We start from the raw sequence: 11,857 nt of genomic DNA on the forward strand, positions 1-11,857 counted from the left end.
AGAGCGAATGCTTCAGATTACCGGCGGGGCCTCCCCTCCAATCAAATCGGTTCGGAGAAGGAGACGGCGGGAGACTGCCGAGAGCCGGACAAAGGCCTTACCAAGGGCTTACCACCTGGCTTGTTGACAATCGTTTCCAGATAAGATGAAAATGACTGTCATGAACGCAGTACGACGACGACTCCGCCGACGGTTCCTGATACCCGCGGCGGCGACCGCGGCGGCCGCCCTCGGTCTCACCACTCTCACGGCGTGCGGCGGCGACAGCGCCGCCGCGGGCAACACCGACAAGTTCGACGTCGTCGCGTCGTTCTACCCGATGGCCTTCCTCGCCGAGCAGATCGGCGGGAAGTACGTGAACGTCACCAGTCTGACCGAGCCCGGCCAGGAACCGCACGACCTGGAGATCAGCGCCAAGCAGACCGCCGCGCTCCAGGAGTCGGACGCCGTGCTCTACCTCAAGGGCCTGCAGCCCTCCGTGGACGACGCGGTCGCCCAGTCCGAACTCAAGACGAAGATCGACGCCGCGACGCTGACCACCATGGAGCACCACGGCAACGAGGTCGGCGGCCACTCGGCCGAGCACGACGACCACGAGAACGAGGAGCTGGAGGGCAACGACCCCCACGTCTGGCTCGACCCCGTGAAGTACGCCGAGGTCGCCAAGGGTGTCGGCGCCGCCTTCGAGAAGGCCGACCCGGACCACGCGGACACCTACAAGACGAACACCGAGGCCCTGGTCGAGAAGCTGGGCGCGCTCAACGACCAGTTCGAGAACGGCCTGAAGGACACCAGGACCAAGACCTTCATCACCACCCACGCCGCCTTCGGCTACCTCGCCGAGCGCTACGGTCTCACCGAGGAGGCCATCTCCGGCCTCGACCCCGAGTCGGAGCCGAGTGCCGCCCGGGTCAAGGCACTTGAGAAGATGGCCAAGGCCGACGGTGTGACCACGGTGTTCTACGAGACACTCGTCAGCGACAAGACCGCGAAGACCATCGCCGCCGACGCCGATCTCAAGACCGACGTCCTCGACCCGATCGAGGGCATCACCGAGAAGTCGCGCGGCAAGGACTACTTCTCGGTCCAGGAAGCCAACCTCAAGGCGCTCCAGAGCGCCCTGGGAGCCACATGACCTTGTCGACGCCCTTGTCGATCATCCGGAGGCAGCAGGCATGAGCGAGCCCGTCATCTCGTTGCGCGGCGTCCGTGCCGAACTGGGCTCGCGCACCGTCCTGCGCGGCATCGACCTCACCGTGCACCGCGGTGAGGTCGTCGCGCTGCTCGGCGCCAACGGCTCCGGCAAGTCCACCGCCGTACGCACGGTGATCGGCCAAGTACCGCTCAGTGACGGCGAGATCGAGCTGTTCGGCACGGACCGGCGCCGCTTCCGCGACTGGCGGCGCCTCGGGTACGTGCCGCAGCGCACCACGGCGGCGGGCGGTGTCCCGGCGACGGTGACGGAGATCGTGGCCTCGGGCCGGCTCTCCCGCACCCGTCTCGGCATCCTCCGCAAGGCCGACCACGCGGCGATCCGGCACGCCCTGGAGATGGTCGGCATGGCGGACCGCGCCAAGGACTCGGTGAACGCCCTCTCCGGCGGCCAGCACCAGCGCGTCCTGATCGCCCGCGCGCTCGCCTCCGAACCCGAGCTGCTGATCATGGACGAGCCGATGGCGGGCGTCGACCTGGCCAGCCAGGAGGTGCTGGCCGCGACCCTGCGCGAGCAGGTGGCGAAGGGGACGACCGTGCTGCTGGTCCTGCATGAACTGGGCCCGCTGGAGCCGCTGATCGACCGGGCGGTGGTCCTCCGCGACGGCTGCGTCACCCACGACGGCCCGCCCCCGAAGGCGGTCGGCCAGCACGCCCTGCCCGGCCACGACCACGTCCACCCGCACGCGGCACCGGGCACCGAGCCCCTCCGCACGGGCCTGCTGAGCTGAGAAGGCGCCCCTGATGGAAATCCTCGACTACGCCTTCATGCAGCGGGCCCTGCTCGCCGCCGTCCTCGTCGGCATCACCGCCCCCGCGATCGGCATCTACCTCGTCCAGCGCCGCCAGGCCCTCATGGGCGACGGCATCGGCCATGTCGCGATGACGGGCGTCGGCCTCGGCTTCATGCTCTCCTGGTCGCCGGTGTGGATGGCGACGCTGGTGTCCGTGGTCGGCGCGGTGATCATGGAGCTGATCCGCTGGTACGGGAAGACCCGCGGCGACATCGCGCTCGCCATGCTCTTCTACGGCGGCATGGCCGGCGGTGTGATGCTCATCAACCTCGCGCCCGGCGGGACGAACGCCAACCTGATGTCCTTCCTCTTCGGCTCGCTGTCGACCGTGTCACAGGAGGACATCACCGCGATCTGCGTGCTCGCCGCGTTCGTGATCGTGATGACGCTGGCGCTGCGCCGGCAGCTGTTCGCGGTCAGCCAGGACGAGGAGTTCGCCCGGGTCACCGGGCTGCCGGTGCGGGCGCTGAACCTGCTGACGGCGGTCACGGCGGCGGTGACCGTGACGGTCGCCATGCGGGTCGTCGGGCTGCTGCTGGTGTCCGCGCTGATGGTGGTCCCGGTCGCCGCCGCGCAGCAGCTCACCCGCAGTTTCGCGGCGACCTTCGCGATCGCCGTGGCCCTCGGGGTCTCCGTGACGATCGGCGGCACGGTCACCTCGTACTACCAGGACGTGCCGCCCGGCGCGACGATCGTGCTGCTCGCGATCGCCGCGTTCATGGTGCTCACCGCGCTGGCGACACCGCTGGCCAGGAGGCGGGCGAAGGCCCTGGAGGCGGCGGCCGGCGACCCGGCGGAGTGTGTGATCCCGGGGGCCCGCGAGGCCGCCGGGGCGGGGGTCGCCAGGGACACGGTTCCGGCCGCCCGGGGTCCCGTGGAGGGGTCCGCGGGTTGACCGGCGGCCGACCCGGGTGCGCGGGGGCTGGCACAATGGCCCCCGCAAGACCGCTACGTGAGGAGGCAACGGTGACGACCGCCGGACCCGTACGAGGTCGTTCCACCCGTCAGCGGGCGGCCGTGGCCGCGGCACTCGACGAGGTCGACGAGTTCCGCAGCGCGCAGGAACTCCACGACATGCTCAAGCACAAGGGCGACTCGGTGGGGCTCACCACCGTCTACCGCACGCTCCAGTCCCTCGCCGACGCGGGCGAGGTCGATGTCCTGCGCACCTCCGACGGCGAGTCCGTGTACCGCCGCTGCTCGACCGGCGAGCACCACCACCACCTGGTCTGCCGGGTCTGCGGCAAGGCCGTGGAGGTCGAGGGCCCGGCGGTCGAGAAGTGGGCCGACGCGATCGCCGCGGAACACGGCTTCGTGAACGTCGCCCACACGGTGGAGATCTTCGGCACCTGCGTGGACTGCGCGGCGAAGACCTCCTAGGCCACCTGGGCCACCTGGGCCACCTGGGCCTTGCGGCCGAAGCAGCGCTCCAGCTCGTTCAGTTCGTAGAAGGAGCTGTTCTTCGACACCGGTCGGCAGCCGGTCTTGAAGGCGGTCTCCTTCTCGTTGTAGAGCATGCGGACGACGTAGGTGGAGCCCTTCTTGAAGACGTCCCACTGGATGTTCGCGCCCAGCGGTGCCACGTCCGCGCCACGCCAGGCGTTGTCGGCGTAGGTGTACGGCTGACCTGCGGTGACGCCCTTCGTGCTGCCGGGCAGGCCCATCAGCGCGGCGAGCGGGATGATCTCCTCGGCGTGGGTGAACCGCAGCTCCGCGCCCAGCTTGCTGGTGCCGTCCCGCTTGGCCTCGACCTGCTGGAAGAAGTCGTCGAGCAGGACACCGGCCATCTTGTAGGTGATGTCGCTGTCGGCGAAGCTCGGGCCCTTCTCGTAGAAGTCCTCGACATCGCCGAGGTAGCCGAACCAGGCGGCGTCGCGCTGCGCGATGTACCGGTTCATCCCCCAGCCCTTGCCGCCGGGGCTCTCCTCGCTCATCGCGGGGGCGATGGCGTAGAGGTTGTAGACCGCCTCGGCGGCGTCGACGGCGCTGCCGGTCGAGGCGAACTCACCGGCCTGGATCCGCTGCACGAAGGCCGGCTCGAAGATCTTCCTCAGGACGTCGCCGGCGGCACGGGCGGTGGCCGGCTGGTCCTTGATGCCGGTCAGCGTGTCCGCGAGGCGCTGGTCGTTCGCCAGCCAGTCCTGGTAGGCGGCGCCGCCCGAGGACTTGTGGAAGTACAGCAGGTCCTTGTCGGTGCGGGTCGGGCCGATGAGCGGCTTGACGGCCGGGGCGGCGTCGCCGAGGGCGCCGGCGAAGGTGGTGCCGCTGTCGACGGCCCGGCCCTGACCGGAGCTGACCACGTCGATCTTCTCGGAGCCCTGGGCGATCCGCTGGAACAGCCCCGGCAGCCGCTTCTCCAGCCGGGCGGCCGTGTCCCGCATCTCCTGCTTGCCGCGCCCGCTGAGGTTGCCGTAGCCGACCTTCGCCATGGCGACTTCGAGAGCGCGCACCTTGGGGCCGAACTCCCGTCCGCGCGAGGTCAGTTGGCCCTCGCTCTCGGCTTTGTCCCACAGGGCGAGGATCAGGTCGCCGTCCGAGCTGTCGGTGGCGGAGCGCGAGCCGTGCCGGGAGACGTTCTCCGTGAACACCGGGACGAAGCCCTTGGGCGCGCTCTGGTAGGTGTGGGCGTTCTGCCGCGGCGCGTACGTGGCCTTCGTGCCGTAGGAGAGGGTGGTGGCCGAGGTGTGTCCGGAGGCGGCCTGCGCGGACAGCGGGGCGAGCAGCAGGGCGCCGAGTCCGAGGGCCACGGCGGGGGTGGTGCGTCTCATGGTGGGACCGTTCCGTCATGGATGTGCGGGGAGTTCATGGAGCTCATGGAGCTCATGGAGCTCATGGAGCTCATGGATCTCTCCCATGCTTCGCGGACGACATGAACGCGCCATGGCTGAAACGTATGGTCCGCCCCAAGCGCCGCACAGGCCCACACCAAGCGGTGCGGCGTGCCCTACACCCGGGCCAGGCCCTGCCGGGCGAGGACACCGCGGACCCGGTCGGCGTCGGCGGGGGTCCGCAGGCCGCGTTTGGGCAGCACGATGGCGTGGGGCGCCTGACCGCCGCCCAGCAGGACGAAGGTGTGCTCGGTCTCCGCGTACCGGGCCATCTGGGACCAGGTGACCCGGCGCTCGGCCCCCTGGTCGTGCTCGACGACCACACCCCACAGGTCCAGCACCGTGCGGTGCACTCCTCGGGCCGCCGCCCGCCGATGGAGGAGACGGCCCTGGAGGCGGGGCAGGCAAAGCCCGGCGGACGCCAGCACCAGCATCACCAGGACCTGGGCGTCAGGCGTACCGCCGGACATCAGCGCCGTCACCACGACGAACAGACTCGCCCCGAGGGCGAACCACAGGAGCCACCACCCCCACCGGCCGACGGACGAGACCCGGGCGACCGCCCGCATGGCCTCGCGGTGGTCGTCGGCGGTCATCCGGTACTCCAGCTCGACGCTCTCCCCGCCCGTGTCCGCCAACCGTCAGCCCTCCGTCCGGCCCTTCATCGCGGCCTCCATCGCGAGCAGCTCCTCGTTCGGGACGGCGCCGCCGAAGCGGCGGTCGCGGGAGGCGAACTCCACGCAGGCCCGCCACAGGTCGCGGCGGTCGAAGTCCGGCCAGAGCACGTCCTGGAAGACCATCTCGGCGTAGGCGCTCTGCCAGAGCAGGTAGTTGGAGGTGCGCTGCTCGCCGCTGGGGCGCAGGAAGAGGTCGACGTCCGGCATGTCCGGGTAGTAGAGGTACTTCGCGAAGGTCTTCTCGGTGACCTTGGAGGGGTCGAGGCGGCCCGCGCGGATGTCCTCGGCGAGGGCCTGGGCGGCGTCGGCGATCTCGGCGCGGCCGCCGTAGTTCATGCAGAAGTACAGGGTGAGCAGGTCGTTGTCCTTGGTCTGCTCCTGGGCGACCTGGAGTTCCTTGGCGACCGACTTCCACAGCTTGGGCATCCGGCCCACCCAGCGGACCCGGATGCCCAGTTCGTCGAGCTGGTCGCGGGTCTTGCGGATGAAGTCGCGGTTGAAGTTCATCAGGAAGCGGACCTCGTCGGGCGAGCGCTTCCAGTTCTCGGTGGAGAAGGCGTAGAGGGAGATGTTGCGGACGCCGATCTCGATCGAGCCCTGGAGGACGTCGAGCACCCGCTCGGCGCCGACCTTGTGGCCCTCGGTGCGCGGCAGCCCGCGCTCCTTGGCCCAGCGGCCGTTGCCGTCCATGACGATCGCCACATGCCTGGGGACCAGCTCGCCGGGGAGCTTGGGCGCGCGGGCGCCGGACGGGTGCGGTGTCGGTGCCTCGTACTCGCGGCGCTGACGCCCCAGGAACCCGCGTACCACCATGTGCTTCTCGTCTCCTCTATACCGCTTGTACCGCTTGTACCACTGACGGCTTGTACCGCTGACGACTTGTACCGCTTACGACTTTTCCACGTACCGGAGGGAGCGCAGGCCGCGCTCCAGATGCCAGTGCAGATAGGCGGACACCAGCCCGCTGCCCTCCCGCACGTGCCGCGGCTCGCTCGCGTCCGCGGTCTCCCAGTCTCCCGTAAGAAGCGCGGCGAGCAGAGCCAGCGTCTGCGGCGAGGGTACGACGCTGCCGGGCACCCGGCAGTCCACGCAGACGGAGCCTCCGGCGGCGACGGAGAAGAAGCGGTTCGGGCCGGGCATCCCACACTTGGCGCAGTCGCTGAAGGTGGGGGCGTAGCCGTTGACGGCGAGCGAGCGCAGCAGGAAGGCGTCGAGGACGAGGTGCGGGGCGTGTTCGCCGCGGGCGAGGGTGCGCAGCCCGCCGACGAGCAGCAGATACTGCTGCACGGCGGGCTCGCCCTCGTGGTCCGTGAACCGCTCGGCCGTCTCCAGCATGGCCGTCCCGGCGGTGTAGCGGGCGTAGTCGCTGACGATGCCGCCGCCGTACGGGGCGATGGTCTCGCTCTGGGTGCACAGGGGCAGCCCGCGGCCGATCAGCTCGCTGCCCCGGGCGAAGAACTGCACGTCCACATGCGAGAAGGGTTCGAGCCGCGCCCCGAACTTCGACTTCGTCCGCCGCACCCCCCGGGCCACCGCCCGCACCCGCCCATGTCCACGAGTGAGCAGCGTGATGATCCGGTCCGCTTCACCCAGCTTCTGGGTGCGCAGGACGACGCCGTCGTCGCGGAACAGGCTCATGCCGCCCATTCTCGCCTACGGGCGCCCCTGGGCGGGACCTCGGCCCGAACCGCCCCATGGCGGGGCCTCGGGTCGTGGGCGCCCCTTCAAGGGACCTCGCCCCGGCTGCGGGCGTTCTCGTACGCGGTCGCGGCGCGGAGTCGTTCTATGGTCGTGGCGGCCCGGACGGCCTCGGGGGCGCAGTCCCACTCCCGTCCTCCGCCGACCGGCCGCAGCTGGACGTACGGTCCCTCGTGGCCCATGACCCGGCCGACCTTGCCGGTGCGGGTGTCGACGGCGTAGGTGCCGATCGCCGGCTTCTTCCCGTTACCGTTCACCGCAGGGCCGCCGCCGAATTACCCGGTACCGGCAGAACAATTCCCGCCTTCCCGGTTGTCCGCCGCAATTCCTCCACCGATTCCTCCGCCTCTTCGACGCGCCCGCCGAGTGTCGTCCCCCGGGCCCTTCTCCCACTGCCTTCACGGTGCTCCCCTGCGTCACCGAATTTCACTCTTCGCATCCCATCGGTGACCTGCTGTGTCTAAACTCGGCGGGAGTCTGTCCCTTACAACTTCGGGACGGCACAAAAGCGTTGGGCCGCACCCCATGGATCCGGCGGGCCCGGTATACACATCCCGTGAATTCGTCCTCGCACCCGTCCGATCCGCTGACCGCCGTCACCGACCCGCCGCTGCGCCCCCTGCCGGAGCGGGCCGTCGCGCTGCTGCGCGGCCTCGGTGCCCCGCCCCGGCTCGCGGCGCATCTGCGGCTCGTGCACGACGTGGCGTACGAGCTGGCCGACTGGACGGAGCGGCACCACCCGGAGCTGCCGTTCGACCGCGCGGGTGTGCTCTTCGGCGCGGCCACGCACGACATCGGGAAGATCACACACCTCGGGGAGCTGTCGGGCCCCGGTTCCGCGCACGAGGAGGCCGGGCGCCGGCTGCTGCTGGAGCACGGGGTCGAGCCGGAGTGGGCTAGGTTCGCGGGGACGCACGCGGCGTGGGCGGAGCCCGGGGCCGGGGTCGAGGATCTGCTGGTGGCGCTGGCGGACAAGGTGTGGAAGAACAAACGGGTCCGGGAGCTGGAGGATCTCGTCGTCGGGCGGCTGGTCGCGGTGAGCGGCAGGCCCGCCTGGGAGGAGTTCCTCTCGCTCGACGACCAGTTGGAGCGGCTCGGCGCCGACGCGGACCGGCGGCTGGCCTTCCAGGCGGCCTACCCCGTCCACCCGTAGCCCCGGCGGCCGGCGGTTCGCGGACCTCTGGGCTCCCTCACAGCATCGTCACAGTTGGTCCTCACCTACGTGGGGAATCTCCGCGTCGTCCACCTAAGATTCCCTTCGGTTCCCCCGTTTTCCGACAACTCACTGGCGCATCACGCGTCCTGGGAAACCACTCGGCGTGCATGAGCGTCGAACGTTGCGTGAGCAACCGCTGTCCCGGCGGTCCGACGGCACGGAAGATGGGGACCCGTGGAGCTGGAATTCCGACTGCTCGGCCCGGTCGAGGCGTGGCACGGTGACAGACCCCTGCGGCTGGGCGGCCCGAAACCACGCGCACTGCTGGCCGTGCTGCTGCTCCGGGCCGGACAGGTGGTGCCCGCGGACGCGCTGGTGGACGTGATCTGGGGGGACGAGCCGCCGGACACCGCGCGGGCCCTGGTGCAGACGTATGTGTCGGCGCTGCGGCGGGCCCTGCCCCCCGAGGCGGCGGAGGCGATCGAGACCCGCCCCCCGGGCTATGTGCTGCGGCCCGGCGTGGGCCGGGTCGACCTGGCGGAGTTCGAGGCGCGTACGGCCGACGCCCGGCGGGCCTCCGCCGACGGCGACCACGCGGAGGCCGCCCGGCTGCTGCGGGAGTCCCTGGAGCTGTGGCACGGGCCCGCGCTCGGCGGCGTCGGGGACGCGCTGCGGGGTGAGGCGGGCCGGCTGGAGGAGGCCCGGCAGGCAGCCCTGGAGGAACGTATCGCCGCGGAGCTGGAGGCCGGCGGGCACGAGGCGGAGCTGGTCACCGAGCTGACCGCGCTGGTCGAGGACCATCCGGCGCGGGAGCGGCCCCGTGGTCAGCTGATGCTGGCGCTGTACCGGCTGGGCCGGCAGGCCGACGCGCTGGCCGTGCACGCGGAGGGCCGGGCCGTGCTCGCCGAGGAGCTGGGGCTCGATCCGGGCCCGGAGCTGACCCGGCTGTACGAGGCCATCCTGCGCGCCGACCCGGCGCTGCTCGCCCCCGCGGCCACGACCGCCGCCGCGCCCCGGCGGCCGGCGGCCGTGCCCCGGCCGGTGTCCCTGCTCCCGCCCGCCATCGGCGACTTCACCGGCCGCGAGGAGGAACTCGCGACGGTCGTCGCGGGGCTCACCGGCGCCCGGGAGGCGATGCCGGTGGTCGTGGTCTCGGGGGCCGCCGGGGTGGGCAAGTCCGCGCTCGCCGTGCAGGCCGCGCACCGGGTCGCCGAGGACTATCCCGACGGGCAGCTCTACGCCGAACTGCACGGCTTCAGCGAGCCCGTACCGCCCGCCGAGGTGCTGGGCCGGCTGCTGCGGGCGCTCGGCGCGGACCCGCCGGAGGACACGGCCGAGCGCGGCGACCTGTTCCGCAGCCTGGTCGCCGGGCGGCGGATCCTGCTGGTCCTGGACGACGCGAACGGCGAGGCCCAGGTACGGCCGCTGCTGCCGGGCAGCGCCACCTGCGGGGTCCTGGTGACCTCCCGGGCCCGGCTCGGCGGGCTCGTCGGGGCCCGGCGCACCGACCTGGACGTCCTGGACGACGCCCGCGGCCTGGAACTGCTCACCCGGGTCACCGGCCCCGACCGCACCCCGGACGACCCCCGGGAACAGGCCGCCGCCCGCCGCATCGTCGAGCTGTGCGGCGGGCTGCCCCTGGCCCTGCGGATCGCGGGCGCCCGCCTCGCCACCCGCCGCCACTGGACGCCCAGCATCCTCGCCGAGCGCCTCGCCGACGAACACCGCCGCCTCGACGAGCTGTCCGTGGGCGACCTGGAGGTCCGGGCCGGCCTCGGCCTCAGCTACCAGGCCCTCGACGGCTGCGCCCGCCGCGTCCTGCGCCGTATCGCCGGCCTCGGCTCGGCCGACGTCGCCCTGTGGACCGTCGCCGCGCTCTCCGGCACCTCCGAGGACGAGGCCGAGGAAATCCTCGAACGCCTCCTCGACGCCCAGCTCATCACCTGCCCCGGCACCGACCAGGTCGGCCAGCCCCGCTACCGCCTGCACGACCTGGTCCGCGTCTACGCCGGCGAACGCGCCGAGACCGAGGACCCGGTGGACGACCGCACGGCGGCGATCGGCAGGGCACTCTCGGCCGGCCTGTGGCTGATGGACCGGGTGACGGAGAAATCCCCATCGGGCGCGGTCACTTTGAGACAGGGGTTCGCCCCCAAGGGGCGCGGGGAACTGCGCGAGAAGCCCCACCGGACCGAAAGCCGCGAACCGACCGAACAACCCTCCCCCGTAGGCGCACAGACAACCCGCCGAGCCCTGGCAGACCCCTTCGCCTGGTTCGACGCGGAAGCGGACACCCTCACCAACGCGGTCGAGCGGGCGGCAGCCATGGGCCTGCACACCCTCGCCTGCGAAGCCGCGGCCGCACTCTGCTCCTCCTCCTTCGCCATCAAGAACCGCTTCGACGCCTGGTGGCGCAGCCACGACGCCGCCCTCGCCGCCGCCCGCCGCGCGGAGGACCGCTCGGGCGAGGCCCTGCTGATCATCGGCCTCGGCCAGCTCCGCTACGAACAGGACCGCATCGCCGAGTCCCAGGAGTACTTCCGCACGGCGGAACGCGTCTGCACCGAACTCGGCGACGTACGCGGCCGTTCCGCCGCCCTCGCCGGCCTAGGCAGCGCCTGCCGCGAAGTCGGTGAACTCCGCGACGCGGAACGCGCGTTGACCGACGCCGCCGACGGCTTCCGCCGGATCGGCGACGACACCGGCGTCGGCGTCGCCTGCCGGTACGGCGGTTCCGTACGCCTCGAACTCGGCGACCAGGAGGGCGCGTTCCCGCTGCTCGACGAGTCGCTGCGGGCCTACCGGCGGCTCGGCAGTCGGCGCGGCGAGGCGCTGGCGCTGCGCACGCTCAGCCTGGTGCACCGCTCGCTCGGCGCGTACGAGGAGGCCGCGCGGGTGGCCGAACAGGCGCTGGAGATCCTGCGCGCCCTCGGCGACCCGCACATGGCGGCGTACGCACTGCGGGCCCGTGCCAAGGCCCGGATGCGGCTGGGGCACACCCGGGAGGCGGAGGCGGAGCTGCACGAGATCCTGGAGGTCTGCCGGGTCCACGAGGACCGCTTCGGCGAGGCACTGACCCTGCGCACGCTCGGCGAGTGCGCGCTCGCCGAGGGGCGACTGCCGGACGCGGAGGGCCTGTTGACCGCCTCCGCCGCGCTCTGGGAGGTGCTCGCGCTGCCCCTCCCCCGGGCCCGCGCCCTGCGCAACCTCTCCGTCGTCCGGGCGGCGCTCGGCGACCGGGCCGGCGCCGAGACGCTGCGGGCCGAGGCGATGGCGGTGTTCGACGCCTGCGAGGCCCGCGAGCGGGACGAGCCGTGGCCGTGGGTGTGACCCTCTCGGCGCGGGCGGCGTAGGCGCGTTCCGGCCCCTCGGGCAGGCCGAAACCCGCTTGCGGCGGACTTGCAGAGAACTTCCAGCGGAGTGCGCCATTCTCGTTGTTCTCGGGGGAACAACGGATCGGCCGGGCGACCACCGCCCGGCCGGTCGGCCCAC

At 71.9% G+C, this 11,857-nt stretch carries 11 protein-coding genes; 6 read left to right on the plus strand and 5 right to left on the minus strand.

Annotated features, from left to right (window positions below; all coding sequences use genetic code 11):
- Nucleotides 1-151: 151 nt before the first annotated feature.
- From ACZ7MG_RS16495 to ACZ7MG_RS16510, 4 genes are all read left to right on the plus strand, one after another.
- On the plus strand, nucleotides 152-1,135 hold the full coding sequence (locus tag ACZ7MG_RS16495; protein WP_471380050.1) for a metal ABC transporter substrate-binding protein: 984 nt from the start codon (nucleotides 152-154) through the stop codon (nucleotides 1,133-1,135).
- 40 nt (nucleotides 1,136-1,175) lie between these two features.
- The gene (locus ACZ7MG_RS16500; protein WP_471380048.1) at nucleotides 1,176-1,943 is read left to right on the plus strand and encodes a metal ABC transporter ATP-binding protein; all 768 of its coding nucleotides are present in this window, start codon (nucleotides 1,176-1,178) and stop codon (nucleotides 1,941-1,943) included.
- Nucleotides 1,944-1,956: 13 nt separating this feature from the next.
- Nucleotides 1,957-2,901, plus strand: a complete 945-nt coding sequence (locus tag ACZ7MG_RS16505; RefSeq protein ID WP_471380047.1) for a metal ABC transporter permease — start codon at nucleotides 1,957-1,959, stop codon at nucleotides 2,899-2,901.
- A 71-nt stretch (nucleotides 2,902-2,972) separates the two neighbouring features.
- Complete coding sequence (locus ACZ7MG_RS16510) at nucleotides 2,973-3,386, plus strand: Fur family transcriptional regulator (RefSeq protein WP_471380046.1); 414 nt, start codon at nucleotides 2,973-2,975, stop codon at nucleotides 3,384-3,386.
- Here ACZ7MG_RS16510 and ACZ7MG_RS16515 read toward each other — a convergent pair.
- From ACZ7MG_RS16515 to ACZ7MG_RS16535, 5 genes are all read right to left on the minus strand, one after another.
- Nucleotides 3,383-4,774: a histidine-type phosphatase gene (locus ACZ7MG_RS16515; RefSeq protein WP_471380044.1), complete on the minus strand. Its 1,392-nt coding sequence runs from the start codon at nucleotides 4,772-4,774 to the stop codon at nucleotides 3,383-3,385. The two genes, ACZ7MG_RS16510 and ACZ7MG_RS16515, sit on opposite strands and share 4 nt — an antisense overlap.
- 176 nt (nucleotides 4,775-4,950) lie before the next feature.
- Nucleotides 4,951-5,472, minus strand: a complete 522-nt coding sequence (locus tag ACZ7MG_RS16520) for a YcxB family protein (protein ID WP_471380042.1) — start codon at nucleotides 5,470-5,472, stop codon at nucleotides 4,951-4,953.
- A 3-nt stretch (nucleotides 5,473-5,475) separates the two neighbouring features.
- A complete protein-coding gene (locus ACZ7MG_RS16525) occupies nucleotides 5,476-6,324 on the minus strand; it encodes an isoprenyl transferase (protein WP_471380040.1) in 849 nt (282 codons plus the stop codon).
- A 75-nt stretch (nucleotides 6,325-6,399) separates the two neighbouring features.
- Nucleotides 6,400-7,149 carry a DNA repair protein RecO gene (recO, locus tag ACZ7MG_RS16530; RefSeq protein ID WP_471380038.1) on the minus strand — a complete coding sequence of 250 codons (750 nt, stop codon included), beginning with the start codon at nucleotides 7,147-7,149 and terminating at the stop codon, nucleotides 6,400-6,402.
- Nucleotides 7,150-7,235: 86 nt separating this feature from the next.
- The gene (locus ACZ7MG_RS16535) at nucleotides 7,236-7,466 is read right to left on the minus strand and encodes a hypothetical protein (protein WP_471380036.1); all 231 of its coding nucleotides are present in this window, start codon (nucleotides 7,464-7,466) and stop codon (nucleotides 7,236-7,238) included.
- Nucleotides 7,467-7,765: 299 nt separating this feature from the next.
- Here ACZ7MG_RS16535 and ACZ7MG_RS16540 point away from each other — a divergent pair, with 299 nt between their 5' ends.
- The gene (locus ACZ7MG_RS16540) at nucleotides 7,766-8,362 is read left to right on the plus strand and encodes an HD domain-containing protein (protein WP_471380034.1); all 597 of its coding nucleotides are present in this window, start codon (nucleotides 7,766-7,768) and stop codon (nucleotides 8,360-8,362) included.
- A 237-nt stretch (nucleotides 8,363-8,599) separates the two neighbouring features.
- The gene (locus ACZ7MG_RS16545) at nucleotides 8,600-11,695 is read left to right on the plus strand and encodes an AfsR/SARP family transcriptional regulator (protein WP_471380032.1); all 3,096 of its coding nucleotides are present in this window, start codon (nucleotides 8,600-8,602) and stop codon (nucleotides 11,693-11,695) included.
- The last annotated feature ends 162 nt before the right edge of the window (nucleotides 11,696-11,857 follow it).

The sequence above is a fragment of the Streptomyces sp. NPDC107538 genome (assembly GCF_055657445.1).